Source organism: Chloroflexota bacterium (assembly GCA_018648225.1).
GTDB lineage: Bacteria > Chloroflexota > Anaerolineae > Anaerolineales > UBA11858 > NIOZ-UU35.
Genome location: JABGRQ010000043.1, coordinates 1 through 22,714 on the forward strand (window position 1 = coordinate 1; position 22,714 = coordinate 22,714).

General features: G+C 52.5%; 3 protein-coding genes. All 3 read left to right on the plus strand.

Annotated features, from left to right (window positions below; genetic code table 11):
- Positions 1-851: protein kinase (locus HN413_02220; protein ID MBT3389205.1), on the plus strand; the 851-nt coding region annotated here is incomplete at its 5' end.
- Between the two features lie 377 nt (positions 852-1,228).
- Entirely contained in the window at positions 1,229-16,411 is a 15,183-nt protein-coding gene (locus tag HN413_02225) for a hypothetical protein (GenBank protein ID MBT3389206.1), read from the plus strand.
- A partial coding sequence (locus HN413_02230) for a hypothetical protein (protein ID MBT3389207.1) occupies positions 16,320-22,714 on the plus strand: 6,395 nt, incomplete at its 3' end. The genes HN413_02225 and HN413_02230, both read left to right, overlap by 92 nt.

The following is a 22,714-nucleotide window of genomic DNA, read 5'->3' on the forward strand; positions in this document are numbered from 1 at the left end:
CTCAGGAGGGGCAGCAATATCTGGTGATGGAATTCATCCCCGGCGACAACCTGTGGGAAATGATCAAAAAGCAAGGCGCGCCCTTCTCCGAAGTGCAGTCAATTGCGTGGATTATTAAAATCTGTGATGCGGTTACCTATTTGCACAACCAGACTCCGCCCATCATCCACCGCGATATCAAACCCCAGAATATCAAAGCCATGCCCAATGATCAGGTCGTGTTGGTGGATTTTGGCGTAGCCAAAGAGGGCAGCACCGGCGCGCGCACCGCCACCGGCGCCAGAGGCGTCACGCCCGGCTTCTCACCCCCGGAGCAGTACAGCGGCAGCGGCTCCAGCCCGGCCTCCGATGTCTACGCCCTGGGTGCAACCCTCTACGCCCTGCTGACCGGTATCAAACCCCCTGACAGTGTTTCCCTGGCGATTGGTGAGGTGGACTACGTTCCGCCTGACCAGCACAATCCCGCCATCTGTTCGGAAATTGCCGCAGCCATCACCTGGGCTATGCAGCCCAAACCAGTCGACCGACCGCAAACCGTTGATGAGTGGCAACAGAGATTGCTTGCTGTTTCTGAGGGGGTTGAACCTGTATCTGATGAAGAAGAGCCTGAATCAGAAATCAAAGCCGCGCCACAAGCTGCCGATCAGGTAGTAAAACCGCAACCTGTGCCTGATCCTGTGTCCGATGAACTGCCCTGCCCTGAATGCGGCTCACGCAACCGGCCTAATGTGCGCTTTTGTGAGCAATGCGGCACATCATTGGCTGCCCCGGGTATGATCTGTTCTTCATGTGGTGTGGAGAGCCGTCCCGGTGTGCGTTTTTGTGAAGAATGTGGGGAAGCGATAGAATAGAATCGCTTAGCGTAATTTATAATAAATCCCTGTTCACGTGTGCCCTTCAGGGTAGCTGTGGCCTTTTTGATATCGTTGGGTTAAAAAATAACTGATACCCGGTTTTTTGACTGTCATGCATAAACTACAAGGGTTGTCATACTTGCACGACAGACATCAACATCCTTATCGAATATGATGTTCCATAAATTCAAGAACCTCACTCATTTCAGGCCGGTGACGTGGCAGCAAAAAAACGCGCACATACTTATGGAATTAGAATGATAATCGGAATTTTTCTAATTTTTTGCGCGCTTTGGATTCCTCATGAAATCGTGTTCGCAGGGGACGGGGATGCTCCACCAACGCCGGTAGTAGTAGAAGATGAAAGTCCAAATATGAGTGTAGAAGGGGATGTTGAACCGATAGTTACAACTGAACTTGAAGGGGATAGCGAAACTCAGGCTCTGGGAGAAACAATCCAAGAAGCGGATACAGCAATTGAAGATCCCCCCACTGATGAGGAAGATCAGGCCATCGAGCAAAATGTCGACTCCTCCATCTCCGGCGGGGGCCTACCTGACGATGATGTTGAATCCCAGATCGATTTGGAGATCCAACAAAATGGGCAAAATCTTGCTAAAGTCGAAACGCCACAAATGGAGGATGTGGGCGAACCCACTCCCGAGATTGATCCCACCCTTATCCCTGTGGTCCCTGATCCCTATTTTTATTTTGACGGCGTCAAGCATAGTTTCCTGCCCGAAGGCGGGCAATGTTCGGATGATCCTAATTGTCATGTTTCGGCAACGCCGATTCAGGATGCTTTGGACGCGGTTGCAGGCAGCCTGAAACCAGATGATGGAATGCTGTACATCGAGGGTGGCATCTATGATGAGGAAATCCAGCTAAATAATATGGATGGCTTAATTCTCCAAGGTTCTGCTAATGGCCAGGCAACAACACTTGCTGGCATTATAAAAATTATTAATTCTCAATCCATAACGTTGCAGGATTTTACGTTTTTGCAGACCATCGTGCTGGATGACTCCACCGACATCATCATCAATGGAACTAACCAGAATGACCAAATGGATATCGAACTCAAGGGTTCGAGTCAGGTTGAAATTCAGGCCGAAGAAGGCGATGACGAGATTACAATTCATGGCAGCCATGGGGATGCAAGAGTGGATGGAGGTTCCGGCGATGATCTATTGGTGATTGATTTTGTGCTCGATGATGACCCTGCCGACGCGATGATTGCCTATGATGGTGGCGCAGGTTTTGATAGTATGCAATTTCAAGGTGGGAGGTTCGAGGCTGTCGCCTATCGAGCATCAGGACCCAGCTCAGGCACAATTGACTTTGATGATTCTCATGTGAGTTACACGAATATCGAGCCGATTACCGATATTACACTGGCAACCAACGTCACATTTCCCACAACTTTATCAGATGAAGCGGATACTATCGATGTCCTCAATGGCGGAACGGCAAATGGTTTCCAGACCCTTAAAGTCCAGGGAGATCATTTCGAAGATATCACCTTTGCCAATAAGCAAAATGTAACTGTGGACGGCGCTGGTGGAGATGATACGATCAATATCAATATTTCTTACGCTGCCGATGAGTTACAGACTCTCAAAGTCAGCGGCGGCGGTGGTGACGATACGATCACGATCCTGCAGATGATCGCGAATATTGACCTGACGATCGACGGCGGTGATGGGGACGAAGACAGCATCATGGTTTCGAATAATGCGCTTATTTCCACACGCAAGATCACGGGCGGCGACCATACCGGCGCGAATTCAACAGGCAATTCAAAGAATATCGCATTTACCGCTGAGACGATCACCATTAGTAATGGTGCGCAAGTATTGGGACACGTCGAGAGTGGCAGCAGTTTCACCCCGGGAAATATCACGCTGACAGCCTCTGACTCCACAGTTAAATACACCCCAGGGATTCACGTTGCCGATACTAACGCCCACATCACCGTCAATGGGGCAACCATCAAAGGCGGTGTAGTCAGTCTGGATGCCAAAGCTGATACCACGCGCGTGCTACCCGACAGCGCCAGCGCCTCGGAGTGGTTTACCAACGGCTTGCTGGGCATATTACAATCCTTTTCCCTGATCGGCGGGGTGGTGGTGTCGAATAGCGAGGCCCAAATTACCATTGCTCAGAACGCCGACATCTCCGCGACTTCTTTCAGCGCCATCGCGTTAGGGATCGCCCAGGCCTGGACCTATCCCATCGGGATTGGTCTGGGTGTAGCGGTGGGGGTGCTGGATAATACAGCGAAAGTGCTTGTTAGCGGCAAGATCACCACCAGTGGAGATGTTTATTTGCGAGCGGCTGTAGATAATACAGTTACCGTAGTAGCAAACACGCATGGTCTTGCAGGGATTGCGGTTTCCGCCGCCGTCAGCGTCCTCGATTCAGAAGCTACTGTCCATGTCACGGACGATGCCACGTTGATTGTAGGTGGCGACCTGATGATGCGCGCGGAAACCACCGATCGCAACTACACCTTTGCAGTATCCGCAACTGGCGGGAATGGCCAGGTTGGCATAGCCGTAGCAGTGAAACACGAGGAAGGCCTCACCCAGGCTTTCCTGGATGGCACCGCCGCTGTCGATGGCAGCATCACTATCAGCGCCTCCCAAAATCGTCAGAGCATTAACGTGCAAAAATTGGCTGTGATTCCATCGAATGTAAATGGCACTGCAGCTGCCGCCGGAGTTGGAACCAGTTCAACCGGCAACCTGCTAGATGATGTAGGCTCGACAGGGTTCCTGGCCCTGGTCAAAAAGGTGTTGGGGAATTTTTCGACAAAGTTCCAGGATAATTCGGCGACGAAAGGCCAGGTGCAGAAGTTTGAAGCCGCTGGTGGAATTGCGCTGGATTACGACGTCAACAGGGTTTTTGCCCGTATCGGCGATAGCAACCTCGATAGTGATGGTAAATCCGGTGTTGTGCAGGCGAAAGAAGATATTTCGGTCAGCGCCAGCATTTTCGATCGCCCAGACGTGACCGCCAGCGCAACAACCTCGAAGAATGAAAACAACGACGACCCCAATGCCGCTTCGGGCAAATTCTACGGTTCTGTATCGGTTGCCATCGGAATCTATACCGAAGATGCGCAGGCGTTCATTGCCAGTGGCGCGCAAGTGGTTGCTGGCGGTTCTTTAACGGTCAGCGCAGTAACAGCGAATGATTTTACTTTCGCCGCGAATACCGGCCCCCTGGACGCGGGTAATAAGATTGCTGATTTCAAATCGGGGGTCGAGAAAAATTCGGATGGAACCTGGAAGAGTAATCCTCAAGTAATTGAAACTGGGAAAATAGTCGAAATTCAGTCCGGCCATCCTGAAGGCAAGGGAGAGTCAGGTGATTGGTATAAATATATCGGCACGCGTCCTGGAACGAGCATTGACCTGAGCCAGGAGAATTTCGCAAATACGGCGAATTGGGAACACCTGGGCAGCCCCGAACATTACAAATCAAAAGAGGTTATTCGCGCCTTGACATTGTATTTGGATGGAAACCTGGGCCTGGACACCTACGTTTTCGACTCGTTTTCCCAATCGACTGCCACTGATGCCGATATCGCCGTTGCGCTGGCTGTCACTGTCATTGATCGCACCCACATCAGCAAAGCCTATATCGCCAGCGGAGCAAGGATCAATCAAGACCCAAATAATGCCTATCGCACCGGCAGCCAGACCGTGGCTGTCACAGCTTCTAGCATCGACGAGATGGTCAATGCCATTGGCAATCTACAACTTCCTGGCGTCTCTGGCAGCACTTCGAAATCATATTTCATTGACGTTAGCTCTTTCAAAAAAGCCGTCACAGAGCCCGCCGGTTCCTCTGCTAAAAAATCTGCCATTGGCGCAGTAATATTGGTTCTGGATTATTCCAATACAGTGATCGCCGAGATTGATGATGGCGTGACTTTATACGCCGACTCCCTGCAAGTGGCCGCGGACAATGCAGTGATGAACATTTCCGTGGGGGCCTCTGGTGGTTCCTCGGGCAATTTTGCTTTCAATGGCGTGGTTGTCTATCAGGAGATTGACAACAAAACCTATGCTCAAATCGATAATGGCGCGACCATTGTTGTTGGTTCATCCCCATTTGTGTATCACGGCGGCACCGCGTTGGGTGGCTCCAAGACGACCATCCAGCTTGGGAATGACGCTTCCGATATGGATGATGCTTATAATGGCCGGTTGCTGCAAATCGATGATGGTACTGGTAAGGGGCAACTGGCCCTCATCACCGATTACGATGTGTCTCGCGACAAGACCAAGAAAGTCGCCACAATTGTGCCAGTTGCCATCGCGCCAGATGCGACGACAAAGTACAGTATCCTTCATATCACAAAAGCCAGCACTGTGGTTGAGGCGAGCGATGATACCGATGTTGTCACCCTGGCTGGCAGCGTGGCAGTAGCCAAAGGTACGGGTGTGGGCGCTTCTGTCGCCATTCATGACATTGAGCGGGATACGCAGGCTGTGACTGGCAACTTGATGACAGAAACAGATGCCGCCGTGGGTAGCCTCACTCTTGGCGGACCTGTTAGCATTGATGCTGCAAACAGCGGCTTTGTTCTGGCTATTTCGTTGGCTGCCGCAATCAAGAAGAAGAGCGCCACCGTTGCAGCCAATGACCCGATGGATGGCGTTTCGCTTCCAACCCTGTTTGGCGAAACTTCGGCTGCAACAGACCAGACGGGTAAGAGTGGCGCTGGTATTGCCGGAGACGTGGCAATAACCACAGTCACCGATACAGCCAAGGCTTATATTTATAAAACCGGACCGATCAACGCCAGCAATCAGACGTTAACGCTTTCAGCCAGTAATGACACAGATTTCATCGACGTTGCAGGCGCAGTAGCTATTTCGCTCACAGACCCAGGCAAAAAATCTGCGGGGATTGCCGGTTCGTTTGGCATGAATACTGCCAACATCACCACCGAAGCGTTCGTAAAAGACACAACGGTCACAGCGGGTGAATTAACTTTGAACGTCCGTACCGGTGGGCTGATGGTGGCAGTAACAGCCGGAGGCACCGGCCAAACCGGAACCGACTCGTATGGAATAGCCGGTTCGGTTTCCCTGAATACCATTACGCATACCACGACTGCGATTGTTGATAATGTCAACCTGACCTTGAGCGGCAACCTGACTTTTACAGCAGAGAACAGGTCGCGTCTGGTTGCGGTTGGTGGCGCTTTTTCTATCGGTGGTAAAGTTGGCGTTGGCGCCTCCGTAGTCATCAACCGCATTAATGACACGACCAAAGCGGAAATCCTGGGCAGCAACCAGACTACAGCGTTGAATATTGGTGGGAAGATGACGCTGCAAGCAAATAACAGCAGTCGTATCATTGCTATCGCTGTCTCAGCGGGCGTGTCGAAGTCGGCTGTGGCAGGAACAGTCGCTGTAAACCTGATGACTACCAATACCCAGGCCGGAATTCGAAATGCTATATTGGCCATAGCCGCTGGCGCGGATGAAATCACGATCGCGGCTGAGGATTCAGCAACCATCTATGCCTTTGCAGGCGCGCTCGGCATCGCTTTGAAAGAATCGGGCTTGGGAGCAGCCCTTGCCTGGAATCAAATCAACAGCACAGTGCGAGCATGGGTGGAGAGCAGCACTCTTCCGGCAAAAAGCCTCAGCATTCAATCCAGCGTAAAAGATGCAGAAATCTGGACACTGTCGGTCGGCGCGGCAGGCGCGAAGAAAACAGCCATTGCTGGATCGGTTTCGATTAATGTGATTTCAAATACCATCGATGCCCATATTTCGGGCGGCGCGGATATCGACACTGCCGGGGATGTCCTGGTGATTGCCAGCGACGAATCTATGATCAAGTCGCTGGCCGGACAGGCCGCCATCTCGCTTGGCGGAAATTCGATTGGCGCCGCAGTGGGGGTTAATATCATCACCAATACGGTGAAAGCCTATATTGACAACTCAAATGTGGATACTACCGCTAGTGGGAATATCATTGTGCAGGCCGATGAAAACGCCACCATCCACTCGATTAGCGCAGGCATCGAAGGTTCTAAGGGTTGGAGCCTGGGTGGGTCGATCAGCGTCAATATCCTGACAAACACCGTAAAAGCATATCTTACAGGTTCAAAATCGATCAATGCCGATGGCAGTATGTTGGTATCGGCCTGCAATGATGCCGATACCTGGACTTTGGCGGGCAATGTTTCGATATCTATAAATAGCACAGCCTTCGGTGTTTCCAATGTCACCCTGGTGACGAACAATACCGTTGATGCCAATATTGATGAAAATATGGTCATTAATGCCAGCGGCAATGGCAGCGGCGTCAATGCCTATACGGGTTTGAAGAGCGGTGGTACGAAGACAACCCAAAATCTAAAAGGGTTGATTGTAGTGGCCGTGAATTTCGCGGATTTAGACTCCTACGCCGTGAGCGGATCGGGCGGCGGGGGTGTTGGTATTGCTGGATCGGCGACGGTAAGCGTGCTCTCGGATACCACTCTGGCCTACATCCAGTCGGGCGCCAAAATCAACCAGCAGAATAATGCCTCATCAAGCAGCGATCAAAGTGTGATCGTGCGTGCGACAAGCGATACCTATTTAATCGGTGTCGGTGGGGGTGTGGGGTTGGGCATGAAGGGTGGAATTGGAGCGGGGATCGATGTGGCAGTCGTTTCAAAGACAACACAGGCAAAAATAGAGGCGGGGGCTGAGGTAGATGCCCGCCGGGATGTGATTGTCGAAGCCATTTCGAAGGAAGAAGTGATTTCGATTTCGGGTTCAGTGGGTCTTGGAAAATCCATCGGTATTGCTGGTAGTGTTGGAGTTTCCATCTATACACTGACAACTGAAGCCTATATCGAAGGCCAAAAAACTGTAAACAACACGCCATTAAACGGTGCAAAAGTCACTGCGGAAGGCAGCGTAAAAGTGGCTGCCGAAGACGATACCGAGATCGATATGATTGCCGGATCAGTAGGGATCAGTGGCGGCCAGAATGCGATCGGTATTGCGGCTTCAGTAAGTGTCCCGATTTTTACGAAGACCATCAAAGCCTATATCGGTAAAGGCGCTCAGGTGGATGCTTTTGCCAAGCATATCGGTGGCATATCCGTAAAGACAGGCAAATTTGTCGAGACTCTGATACCGGATACTTTGGGCGTTATCGACGACCCGGAAGAGGGGCAAGTCCCATCACCCAGCCCTCCTGGTAAGGATCAAGTCAAAAATGATGATTATTCCAACAAGCGAATCGTCACAGCTGGTGAGGTGACGGGCTTCAAAGGGGTAGCTGTTAGCGCTGTCAACCAGGATGATCTGGCAGCCTGGAGCGCGGGCGTAGGTATTTCGGGCGGAAAAACTGCTGCTGCGATCCAATTCTCCACCACCGTCAATGTGATGACTGTGGACACTCTGGCCTACATCGATGATGAAGCGCAGGTCAATCAGGCTGAAGGCGCCACCGGCGATCAGTCAGTGTTGGTTGTGGCTGGCAACGATTATTCATTCAAAGGATTTAGCGGCGGGGTTGCCATTTCGGGCGGGCAAGCCAGTGCAGCGATTTCACCGGGCATATTTGTGGGCATTGTGAATATCACTACCAAAGCATATATTGGTAAAGAGGCGAAAGTGAACGCGAAGAGCGATATTGTCATCGCTGCCGATGCATCAGAAGAATTGCTCTCACTGGCTGTTGCCCTCGCGGGCGGGGGCGGCCAGGTTGCGGCCGGGGGAGCCGGGGCGGTATTAGTTTTCCTGTTAGATAGCACCACCTACGCCTACATTGACCAAGATGCCATTGTCGCTGCGGGTGGCAATATTCGTATTGCCGCCGCTGACGCCACGGAAGTAGACACGATCATCGGTTCTCTCGCCATCGTTGGTGGCATTTCGGGCATCGGCGTGGGTGTGAGCGTTGGTGTCACCATCATCGAAAAAGATACCCGGGCATTTATTGCTGCTGGCGCCAAAGTCACGGCCTTAGGCAATTCCGCCGCCAATCTGAGCCCATATAATGGGGACTTTGATACGGATTGGAAATTGTTGCGGGCCGATGGCGTGCATGGCCTGGTTGTAGAGGCCTATTCTGAGGAAGATGTCTGGACGCTGGTCGTGGCTGGGGGAGTTGCCATCGCTAAAGATGGACTCGGCATCGGTGGTGTGGTGGATGTGATCGTAATCGACTCGGACACCCTGGCCTATATCGCTGCCAGCGCTGTAATCAATGGCACGAATAGTGGGGCAGGTAAACTGCAAGATGTTTATGTCACTGCAATCAATGAATTCACCCTTTATGGCATTTTCGGCGGATTGGGAGCCAGTGTGATTGGTATTGCTGGTGCGATTGATATTCTCGTGCAGAGTAATGACACTACGGCGTATATCGCTGGAAACGTCAATGCAATGCGTGATATACATGTTAATGCATTGGCTACCAGGGATATTGAAACGGTGATCGTCAGTGTTGGCGCTGGGGGCGCTGGGATTGCGGGATCAGTGGGCGTGTACACTCTGGGCGGGAATATGGACAGTACGTATTCATCGGAGGGTTCGTCAGATAATGCCCTCAACGATGAGAATGAAAACTCAACCGCAACATCAACGGATAGCCAACTCACAGATATCACCTCAAAAGCCACTATGTTGAGCGATTTCAATGATCCCAATAATGATCCAGATACCCAAAATACAAACCAGATAAATTCGACTGCTGACACAGTGGATACGAAAGTCAAATCTGCCGTTCCATCGGATGCGGTCAGCAGCCAGGTGAACAAAGATGTAGTCAATGCCTTTCGAACGCTGCCAAGAGGCACCAGCGCTTTTATTGCCGAGAATGTGATAGTGAATGCTGGCCGACATGTGGATATTGATGCCCGCGAACACACGCAGTTTGTTTCCAAAGTCGGTGGCATTGGCGCAGGCGGCATTGGCGTTGGGTTTGGGGTTGGAATTGTAAATAATAATACGCCGGTGACTGCCTTTATCGGCTCTGGGGCCAGTATTAGTGCAGGCCTGGAAGACACAACCGGTGCGATCAGCCTGGATGCCCAATTGCATGTTGACTTTGACTTGACATCCTTTGTTGGCACGGGTGGTGGTACGGCTCTTGGCGCGGCTGTGGCGATCATTAATGAAGAAAGTGATGTCAAAGCCTACGTTGTTGGCAGCCCTCAGACCCAAATCAAACAAGGTGCTGCACTGAAGATTAAGGCAGAAAAGGATGTAATCGTCGAAGCTCTGACCCCCAATGTTTCGATTGGCGGCATTTCGGCAGGCGCGGCCATTGCGAAGGTGGATGCCAGTGGAGATACCCTGGCCTACATCGGCGATAATAGCAAGATTGGCAAAGCCTCCGGGGCTACGATTGGCGATGTCAGCGTAGTGGCCGACGCGAATTACGATATTGAGGTAGATGCCTGGGGTGTTTCAGCAGGCATGGCCGTCGGTCTTACCGCCAATGTCGGTCTGGTGGATATTACGGCGGACGTTCAGGCTCAAATTGGCGATAGTGTTCAGATCATTGCCAGTGGGGATATTCTCGTGCAGGCGCGTGCCCAATCCAACGTCGATGTAGGTGTGTGGGGGGTGGCGGTATCGACTCAGTTGGCGGCGGGGGTCTCGCTTGCTTACGCCAGTGTAACACTTGATATTGATGCAACGATCGGGCAGGCGACGGTCATCGATACCAGCGGCGGTGATGTGACGGTGGCGGCATCCCACAACAAAAATGGAGGAAAGGCTCTGACAGACGCCATGGCTTCGGGCGGTGGTTTATTGGCCGGGAACGGTGCAGATGCAGATACCTCGTTGAACATCGAGGTGGATGCCGCGATTGGCAATGATGTGGAGATTACAGCATCAGGCGATATTTCTCTCACAGCTGAAGCTAAACACGAGGCCGATTCTGAAAGTAGTAGTGTGACTGTTGGTGGGGCTGCGATTGCGCCGCTCTATTCGGAAACGGACATCAATAATTACACCCGCGTTCAAATTGGCATGAACGCCGTACTTAATGCTGGGAAAAACATTACTTTGAACGCCAAGGCGGTTCACAAAGCCGACTCGGATAGCGATGCCAGAGGCGGTGGAGTGATTGGCGCGATGTTTGGCGATGCTGAGGTTTCTTTCGATTATAAGACACAGGTCAATTTGAAAACCAATGCCAGCCTCACCGCAGGTGGGATGTTGACCGCATTGGCGCAAACCTCTATCGAAGGCGAAGTCACTGCCGATGCGATTGGCGGGGGGCTAGGATCAGGCTCGGAAGCAGGCGCCACCTTGAGAGTAGGCGCCCCCGATGCTGTCACCGAAGTGAAGACCGATCCCAATATTTCTTTGAAGGGGAATAAAGTCAAATTAATTGCAGAATCCCCACAGATCAAAGGTAAAGTTTGGGCAGATGCGCGTACCTATGGGGTTGTCGGCGGTTCCAACAGTGACGCGATCCTGAATATTACGGAAAAAACCCAGGTTACGATTGGCATCAATAACCAAATCACCGGCACAGAATCCCTTGAAATCCGCGCCGAACATCTGGCGCTGGACACAGATGCCCAATCGGACTCGGTTTGCATTGCCATCGGCGGCGGCGAAGCCCTGGCCAGAAATAACGTCAATACCTCCGCTTTGGTGGACCTTCCTGAAACCGTTACGCTGATTACTCGTGATCTCCAAATTGCTGCCCGTACCACCCTGGTGCAGTATCGCCGCGAGGTCGATTTGGATGCGATTGGCGGGCCAGAGGATAAAGAAGGCACGCTGGCTCCCAAGCGCGAGATCAACCTTCAAGCCGATATTGTCATCTTCTCGAACCCACACATCATTTGGTACCAGAATGGCAGCATCTACCGCAGCAAGTATGCCCAGTTGGTGGATTACAACACATCAGACCATGACAAGGGTTTTGAAGTTGGCGATATTGAACTCAACGATAATAACCGCGGCGTAATTAAATTAGATGTCAACCAGATCACCCACGCAGACCTGGATGCCGCCGGCGTTGCGGTTATCAAGGGCGACAAAGCTCGGCTGCAATTTGCTTTTGAGTATGTCAAGATCGAACATTATTATGATACGGTCTATGATGGCAGCACGCTGCCTCTGACAGTCAACAATATCGATGTGATCTATCGCGGAGATCAGCCGGATGTTACTTTTGAGACTGTCACGCTGGCTTATGATAATGACGATTGGGTTACCATTGAAGATCATGGCTTCAAAGATGGACAGATGCTCACGTATCTTACTGCCGATACGGTGATCGCCGGTTTGACGGTTGGCAAGCAGTATTATGTTGTTCAGTCCCAGGAAGATAAATTCAAGATTTCACAGGATTTTAGCGGTTCCCCTGTTGATCTGAGTTTGACGGGTGATAGCCATCTGCAACCCGGACATTATTTCATGTGGGGCACCAAAAATGCCGGTTTCACCTATGACCCTGGAGAGGATTGGATCAACATCAACAGTCATGGGTTTACGAATGGTCAAGCCCTGGTGTATGGAACCACCGGAGATGAAGTTGATGATGCTATTAGCGGACTCGAAGTTGGCAAAACCTACTATGTCTTCGACAAGCAGGATAACAAATTCAAGCTCTCGGCTACATCTACGAATCCAGTCGCCATCGATCTTCCTTTTATTATCCAAATTCCCACCACGCCTGCGATTGGTCATTACTTGTCCTGGGATGCAGATGGCTTCACATTCAAATACGAGTTCAAACCCACGGAATACGAAGAGACCTCGGTAGAAATCATCAAACATACTACGACCACCCGTACCGAAGAATCTTCCCTTCGTCTGGCGGGCAAGATCGTCAACCCCTACGGCAGCACGTTGATCCAGAATGGCCTGGGCGATATTTTGCAGGTCGAGGATGGTACCAAGGTGCAACTGCACACCAATCAGCTTACTCTGGAAGCCAAGCTGGGCAAGATTGGCCAAAACTCAACGCCGTATTTCATCAATCTTGAAATGGTGCAGTTCGAGAACGCTGACGGGCAGACCGTTGCCCCCATCTTAAAGGTTGAAGCTCGGGATGAGATTTACCTGGCCAGCGGCACCCGTCGCTACAACCCGGACGATGTAGATATCACAGTTGCTGTCGAACAGATGAAATCTGGCAGCACCATCCAACTGTTGCTGAATGGCAGCTCGCATATCACCCGTAAGGCAAGCGGCACTTCCTGGATATGGGAGTCTGAAGCCGGCCCGGCCAGCGCGTATAATTTCACACTGATCGAAAACGGTGGCGGCAAAGATATTATCATCAACTCGGCGCTGTTATACGGCCCCGGCGGGTCTGAGGTCTGGATCACGGTGAGGGGTGATATGAAACTCTCGCCGGGCGGAAAGCTGTGGGCGCGCACCACCGGTTATATCGAGCTGACCGAAATTGCCGGATCAATAGTATTAGGCGCCGTAGATTCATCACGCGGCCAGGTACATTTGAAAGCGGCAGATGATATTATTCTTGACGCTACCAGCAGTTTCAAGGCTGGCTACTCCAGTTCGATGTACGTTGATTATCAGGATACCGACGTCACCAGCAACAAGATCGAGTTGAATAATCTGGAAGGCATTGATGCCGTGATTGTGATTTATGGTGGCGGCGGCGACGATTGGGTTTATGTCAACGACTTATCGGATGCTGATGACGAAGATGGCGCGCTGAAGAATACCTGGATCGATGCTTTCAACGTCAACCTGACCACATTGACCGGGCTGGGGATGTCAGGCGATGCGAGCATTTCTATCGACCGTTTTGCCGGTATGATTGAAAATCTGGATATGAAACTGGGCAGCGGAGCGAATACCCTGACCGTGCGCGGCACCACCGCTGAGACATGGATTGATATGGGTTCGGGCGCTGACACCCTCGATGTTGGCCCCGGGGCGGTGGAGGCTGCTGCCGGTACCAGCGGCGATCTGACCGCTCAGAATATCACCGGCATGGGCGGCCTGATTACCTACAACCAGACAAGCGCCGATGCCGAAAACCTGATCATCTCCCTGGGAGCCGGGCAGGATGATTTTACCGTCAAGACCACGCATAGCAGCACCCACACCACCGTCAAAGGCGGCGGCGGCAACGATATACTGACAGTGAAAAATTCGGGCTCTGGCGGACAGCTCCATATTTTCGGTGGCGCGGGGATGGATTACATCATCTTCCAGGATCATGGCGGTACGACCACGCTCAACGGCGATAATACGGAAGACAATATCAACGATGTCACCCCGCCGGTATGCGATGCTGAAACCCAGCCTTGTCCCGGCGACGATCGCTTTTTCATTCAAAAAGCCGATGGCAATCTGACCGTTTACGGCGGCGTGGGCGCCGACAAGTATTTCGTCGCCAGCCTGGCCAGCCGGGATAGTTTCACCACCAATGGTGTCTATGACGATACGCTCTCAACTTTCGGCGCCTTGAGCGGCGATCTGAGTGGTATCACGGGCAAGTTGAATATTATTGGCAATACAGCCGGGAATGGCGGCTACAAAGACCGCCTGTATATCTTCGCCGGAGCAACCGCACAGAATGGCCTTTTCGCAGGCAATACCATCACCGGGATGAGCATGTCAGTTGGTGGCAGCGTCCAATATGCGACCGTCGAAGAAATTCATATCAAACTTGGTGCTGGTAACGACGAATTCGCCGTACAAAATGTGCCCGCGGGTGTTGCGACCACAGTTTATGGCGGTAATGGTGACGATCTCCTGGAAGTTGGCAATCAGGTTAATCTGCTTGCCGACATCGATGGTGTGCTGACCTTCCACGGCGAGGAGGGTTCGGATACTCTTAGGGCGCATAACGAGGGCGATAGCGGCGATTGCGCTGCCGATGTTGATACCGATTGGGCCTGCGGGCAGATGACGGCCATCGGGCTGAGCGGCCTGAATATGGCTGATAATAATCTCGTCGAGGCCAATATTTTCTACGGCATTCTGGGCGTTGACGGTTCGCTGACAACGTCTACCGAGGCTGCGCATGTGTTTTTGGGCAGTGGTGCGGATCGCTTCTTTATCGATAGCGTCGCGGGGACTCAGTTATTTGTCCACACGGGCGATGGCGATGACGTTGTTCGAGTGGAGGCAACCCCCTTTGGTTTGAATCCCGCCTCCTTACGGCGGGTGGATTTCATCGCCGGAGCGGCCTATATCTACGGGGATGCGGGCGAAGACTTCGTTATTATCAACGACAGCGGCGACGATAAAGTTAACAGCGGCCAATTTATCAATGGTTATGTTACGGGTCTGGGGATCACTGGTTCGGTCAATTTTGGCGACACCTCTGAGAAATTAGAAATTGATCTTGGCGAGCAGAACGATACCTTCAGGGTATACGGCACGCCCGCCTTCCTGACCACCACCCTGAAGATGGCTGGCGGCTTCGATGATATCTACGTGGGTAACGCCGCTAATTCTCTGGACGAGATTTTGGGCAAATTGATTATCGAGGGTGAACTGCCTTATTCCAACGACAGGCTTTTCTTTTACGATCAGGGCGACCTGGATGATAACGCCTACACTATCAGCACGGCGATCATCGGCAGTATCCAGATTCCCGATCCGGATAACCCAACCCAAACGATCAATCTGCCGATTAACGAAACCACCTTGCAGCGTTCTGGCAGCGCCGATATTATTTATCTAACCGTCGAGCAGGTTTCGTTGAGCGCCGGTTTGGGGGCAGACGAGATCTTCTTGAAGAGTACCCACCTCGAGCTGGACCCGCTGGGCGGCACCAACTCCGTGTTTGCTATCAACGCCGGGGGCGGGGATGACAATATCTATCTGGAAGATAATGACTCCCTCGAAGGGCTTGATATCCGTGTGATGATTGATGGCGGTGACGGTGATGATGCCGTCCACTTCGATCATTCTGCCAGCCAAGAAGCCAATACACTTTCCTTTATTGCCAAATCGTTTGCCCAGCTATTCCCGGTGCAAACCGCAACCTGGCTGGCCGATTTCCGGGCCTTGCTCAATGATAATAGCCTCAACGAAACGTCGGCTTTCGGCTCGGTATCTATGGGCGTTGTCGCTGATCCCACCAGGCTGGTCATGGAAATGGATATTAACGTGCGCCATGCCGAGCTGCGAGTTTTGTTGGGTGACAGCGATGATGTTTTCCGTTTGAGCGGCGGTACTTTCGAAATGCCGCTGCGGGTGGACGCCGCCGGTGGCAACGATACCTTCAATATTTCCGATGATGTCACGGCTTTGGAGACGGTTACTCTCAATGGCGACGAAGGCGACGATCTGGTTTTTGTCGATTTCAGCAGCACGGCTCCCAATGCCACCATCAGTAAGATTATCTTCAATGGTGGTGCGAACGGCGTCGAGGGCGACACCCTGCGCTTTGCCGGTGACGGGGTTTCCAGTGGCAGCTACACCCCCAGCAGCACAGTTTCACGCGCCGGTACGGTCATCGTTAGCGGTAATACTTTTGACTTCACCGGCCTGGAACCGCTGGTGGTGCATGGTCTGGCCGGTTTTTTCGGTGAGCATGCCCGATGCGCTCAGCGATCTGGCGATTGAAACCATTGACCTGGCCGACTTGAGTCTGACCAACCTGGTGCTGCATTCTGTGACGGTCGATGGCGTCATCAGTTGGCGGCAGCAGGTTAAATTGGCCGGGATCAATTCGCCGGAGCCTCGCTCCTATGGGCAGGCGCTCGCCCTCAGTTTGGATGGCAATACTCTGGTAGTCGGCGCCGATCGGGTGGGTGAAATCTCCGGCGTAGTCTTCGTCTACACCCGTAGCGGCGATAACTGGATCGAACAGGCCAAGCTCTACCCCGATGATCGTTTGTCGGGCGGGGGCATGGGCTTTGGCCGTTCCGTGGCAATTGATGGCACACTCCTGCTGGTTGGCGCGCCGCAAGATATCAACCGGGGATACGATACCGGCGCAGTGTATATCTACCGTTTGGCGAATGGGGCCTGGACTCAGGAATGGAAATTGCGCGGCGGCGGCTCTTATTATAAATTTGGCACTGCCGTTGATGTGGATGTCACCAATGGGCGTATTCTGGTCGGTGCACCCGGTGCGAACACGGTTTATTACTATACGTATCAGAGCAGTGAATTAATCAATAAATGGCCGCAAAAATCCAGCTTTAGCGGTAGCGGCGAATTTGGCACAGCGCTGGATTTGATTTCATCTGCTTATGTCTTGGTGGGCGCGCCTGGCGCTAACAGCATCGGCGAAGCCTATCTTTATGGGCATGACGGCAACAATATCTGGTCTAAACGAGCCACATTCGAATCTACCAGCGAGCAGGCTGGGGAGCGCTTCGGCGCTGCGGTCGCACTCAAAGAAAATAACGGTCGTCTGGTGGTTGGTTCTCCCAATTATAAGGGCGAGAATAATGAGCAGGGCGCGGCCTGGATTTTCGAAGGCAGCGGCGCGAATTGGAATATGGTCGCCCGCCTGACCGCCGATGGCGGCCTGCCTCCCAATGAAGCCACACACGAAGGCAATGCGGGCGATCACTTTGGTGCCAGCGTAACAATCTATGGTGATTATGTGGCCGTTGGCGCTCCAGATTATGACGGGAACAGCGCCAACCAGGGCAAGGTGTATGTGTTCTATCGGCATGAACGATATTGCGGCGGCGCTTGCGACCCGGTGGCCTGGACGCGCTCACTCAATCTGGCCTCAAGCGCGCCAGCTGAGAGCGAGTATTTTGGCAAGGCACTCGTTCTTGGCGACAAGCGCCTGATTATCGGCGTGCCTGGCTTCAACGAGACCGACGGCAGCAATAATATCACTCGCAATGGCATTGGCACCATTCGCACCTACACCACCGATGGCAGCCTGGCTATCAACGATATTGCCAATAGCAATACCGGTTTGTACCGCGCTGAGGCTCTCAGTGGTGAAGGTAATTTTGGCCGCAAGGTTATTTATGATCTGACGACCAAAGAACTGATCGTATCAGCTTATGGCGTCAATTCGATATATATTTACACCAACGAAGGCTTGTATTGGCGTCTGATCCAAACCATTACCCAATCTGGCGATTTTGGCTATGATATGGAAAAAGATGGCAATAATTTGGTAGTGGGGGCTCCGGGCGCCAACAAGTTCTATATCTATCAGCGTGGCGATGATGGCTGGGTGTATAAAACCGACAAAACTGGCCCCTCTGGTGTTGGCCGGTTCGGCGCCAGCGTGGCGATTGATGGCTCCCGCATCGCAGTGGGCGCTCCCGACACCAATCTGTGGATCAGTTCAAGCGGACAACCAAAAACGGCCTACCAGTTGAGTCTGGGAAAGACGGGCGTGGCCTTTACCTATACGGGCAGTGATGCTGCCTGGACGCTTGAAAAATTCATCATTCCCTATGATGCCCGATTGTATTTCTCGATTTTCGAAACTGTAACATCTGGCGGCACGCTACTGGACAAGATGCTGTCGTATGATGATGGGGATGGAGATACATGGGAATACAAAAATTTCTTGAACTCGAATTCCACCGACACAGAGATCAAAAACTGGTTGGGCATGGAATCAACTGATGATGTCCCCTTGGCGATGAATGTAACCGAAGACCCCGTTCCGGACCCCAACGCCACTTCCTACAAAATCGTAGACCACGAGTACTTTATTCCGTCGGTTCCGTCTCAATTAGGCCTGGATGAAGGTGATGATTGCTCGCTTTTCTGTGATGAAGAGGGCTATTGGTTCTACGCAGATTACGATGGAACGAAATTCTACCTGGGCGATCATGATGATGGCGACTGGGAAGATGATGATCAGAAAATCAAGCTTGCCCCGCGCACAAAGGTGAATATCTATGACAATAGCGACTATAGTGATGGGCCGTCAACGCAAACCTTTGAAAACCTGAGCTACACGGAATGGCTAGAGCTGAATAATGGGGATCAGGGCTACGTAAATGACCGCGCCGATGATATTTATGTGTGGGCACACCCCGATGGACGCCTCCAGGACGATCAAACCATCACGATAACCGGGCGCACGTTTAGCGGTTTGAATAATGCTGCTTTTGGCAGTAGTATTGAACTCAACGGAAATACGGTTTATATCGGCGCTCCTGGAATCAGTGGTGGCCGGCGCTATGAGATCATTGCCACGGACCCAACCTATTCGCATTGGTCGACAGCTTTCGATACGAGCGGCAATCCCTTGCTTGCTGGAGCAGATTTGGAGAGCGATGGCAGCCTGGAGGGCGACAGCCAGGACCCGGACACCGGGCAAAGTGATTACGCTGGCGGTTCATCAGCAGATATTTATTTTAACGGCAGCTACGCCGAATGGCTTTCCGCTTATGCCAGCTATACATTCAATGGTTTCTTTAAAATTGTCGGCGATCCTGGCAGCAACGAAGCCAAACTCTATGAAGGCAGCACACTAAAATCCACGCTTCACAACGATGGCAATGTGGATGAATTTGGTCATGGCGTAGCGTATGTCAACACCGGCCTTTTCCTGGTGGGCACCGATAGCGCCGGTGAGTTGTTCAACTTCCGCCAGCGCGGCCCGCAATGGACGTATCGCTCCAGCACCATCCCCGCTGCATTGCCATCGGCCAAGTTCGGCGCCAGTGTGGACATCGACGGTTATACCGCAGTGGTCGGTGCGCCTCAATACGATAATCGCGGGGTCGCCTTCGTCTTCGAACAGAACCCCAACGCAGAGACATGGACATTGAAAGATCAGGTGGAAGGCGCTGGCACCGGGACGGGGGATGACTTCGGCAGTGCGGTAGCCATCGATGGCGGGCGCCTGATTGTGGGCGCGCCTGATGCCAACTTTGGCAAGGGTTCCGTTTATATCTTCGACCAGGTTGGCTCCAAATGGGTAGAGAATACTCGCCTGGCGCCATCCGATCTGGCAAGCGGCGCGAATTTCGGTCAGGCCGTAGCTATTGATATGGACTCCGCCGTTGTCGGCGCTCCTGGCATGAATACCATCTATACTTACCAACGCGAGAGCGCCAACTGGGAACAGGATAGCAAGCATACGGAGAGCGGCTCCTTCGGCAGCAGTGTAGCCATCGATGGCAATACGCTCCTGGTTGGTGCACCCACTGCCAATGCCAATTCCGGTAGCGTATCTGTATATTCCTACGGCGCAGATACCTGGGATTTCCAGGGCACGCTGACCGCCGCCGATGGTATTGCGGGCGACGCTTTTGGCACATCGGTTGATCTCAGCTTGAATACTACTGGGGCTGCAACTGCAGTTGTCGGCGCTCCTGGTGTGAATAGCTTCAATGGGGCCGCCTATACTTTCATTCGCACCGGATACCCTTCAACTTGGGCGCAGCAGCAAAAATTATCCCTGAATGGCATTTACACTTATTATGCGGTTGGCACCGGCGACTATTTTGGTTTTGACGTTGCCATCGATAAAGACATCCTGGTTGTCGGCGCTTATAAGACATCGATATCCCGGATTATTGGCGGCTCCACGACCACATACGATAACGAAGGCGGCGCGTTTGCCTTCGGTCTCAATAATGGAAATTGGCAGCTTCAGACGGTTACCAAGCCCCTCTTTGGATCCGATGCATTCAATCAGGATTATATTGGCTACTCAGTGGCTATCAGCGGTACTTTGGCGCTGGCAGGTGCCCCTCAATGGGATGGGCGACCCGGAAATGCTCTCGATACCGATGGCGCCGGATATATCTATATCACCGAACTCTCCGCTCCTTTGGTGGTGACTCTGCCCAAAGCGGTGAGCACTATTATTGCTGGCGAACGCTCCAATACGATTAGCGGAAAAGCAGGTGCGCAGGAAATCGCTGACATCAGCTTCTTCGATATAGTCACTTTTTCCTTGAATACTGTGGCCGGAAATCACGCTGACAAAGTTCGCCTGGACAGCGATGGCTTGCAGGCTTACGGCTTGCAGCAGTTCTTTGTCAGCACCGGCCCCGGTGAGGATACCTTGACCATTGAGACCGATGACCTGAGCCTACCCACCGAAGGGAAGTATATTCCTGGCAATTTTGACGGCTATACCGAGGGCCAGCCCCTCACAGAATCTCAATCGGCTTCGCTATATACCAGAATCAATACATACTTCCACTATAACGGCGGTGAAAACACGACTACCGACAAGGTCGTTTTTGCAACCGATTCTGACCTGACTCTGACCGGCAATGCGCTGGTATCGCCCATCAAGGGCAGGCTATATTTGAGCAATGTCTACCACGTTGAGTTGACAGCGGGGCCGAGCGACAACACCATCCGGGCCAGCGGCTGGGCTGGAAAAGTATCGATGGATGGCAAAGGCGGCAATGATCGTTACGAGCTTGATCTGAGTACCCTCGCTAACGCCGTGGTTATGGATAGCAGCACCAACCCCAACGAGCAGGATGAACTCACCATTTTGGGTTCCAACTCCAATGATAGTTTCCTGCTTGAAGGCACGCAGATCAGCGTGGGTGGCAAGCTCATCAATGTGGCCTCCAGCGGAGCCGAGTTAATCCGCATTGCCGCCCGTATGGGCGACGACACGCTCACTGTAAATCAAGTGGAGATGAGCGATATTCTTCTGGATGGCATGGAGGGCAGCGATACCTATGTCCTCAACATCTGTGGCTGTACCGCAGCGATCACGGTTAAAGATAGCAGCATTTGGGGCGACGATGTGTTATTCATCAACGGCAGCAGCGGCGATGACGCATTTACTGTTGGCGAAAATATTGCCACTTGCGGGGACTCCGTTGTCATCCGTTACGACAACTCCCTTGAAACCTTCATTGTGGATGGCAAGGGCGGGCAGGACAGCTTTAACATCTCTGGCAACCCCTGGAATGTTTACGGCAGTTCAGCGGTATACGGCGGGGCCGGTGACGATGTTATCGAAGTCAGCAATATTAACAAATATGGTCTGACTATCGATGGCGGCAGCGGTTCCGATAGCTATCGCATCGCCGCTTCGCTCAGCGGCCCGCTGACAGCCAATGACCGCAGCGGCACAGACTATCTTTTGATCGACGGCACCAGCGCGGCCGACACGGTTGAGGTTTCAGCGACAGAGATTAAGCTCAACGGAGCAACGTTGTACAATTTCTCTAGCTTCACCAGCGGCGGATTGCAGGTCAGCGGCATCGAGGGCGTTAACCTAAATTTGAACGCCGGTGCCGATCAAGTTACCTTCAATAGTCTGCCCACTTCTGTCGCCGTGGCAGTCAGCGGCGGCGCAGACGATGATACTTTTGGCTTTACCAGCCTATCCGGTCTGTACTTGAGCGGCGCGCAATATGATCTACGTATTTACGGCAATGCGGGAGATGATCGCCTGGATTTGGATGCCAGCGCCAATGGCACCGGCGCGCTCCTGGAAAATAACTTGTCTGGGTTTGGGTTGTTACGCCCATTTTACTATTACGACCCCGAGGGTTTCATTGCTGCCTTGGCCCTCAGTCCCGCAGATGATACCCTGACCTGGAGCGCCAGCCTGGGTTCGTGGACGGTCGATGCAGATGCAGGTTCTGATACTCTGCTGGCCTCCAATCAGGGCAATATTTGGCAGATTAGCCAGAACGATGGCGGCTATATTGGCAGCGCCACAGAGTTTGTCTTCAATGGTTTTGAGAACTTGAGTGGTGGCCCTGGCAGCGACGAATTCATCTTTGCTGAAGGCGTCAGTATAAGTGGGGTACTCGATGGGGGAGCCGGAAGCGATACATTCAACCTCAGCAATTTGGCGAATGCCCAAACGATCTTCCTGACCGGAAACGGTGGCAGCGATGGCTATGCAGGTATCCATACGGTTTTAGGTGGTGGTTTTGATAACCTGGATGCGCTGATCGGCAGCGACTTCGCCGACACGCTGACCGGCCCGGATGCTGTCAA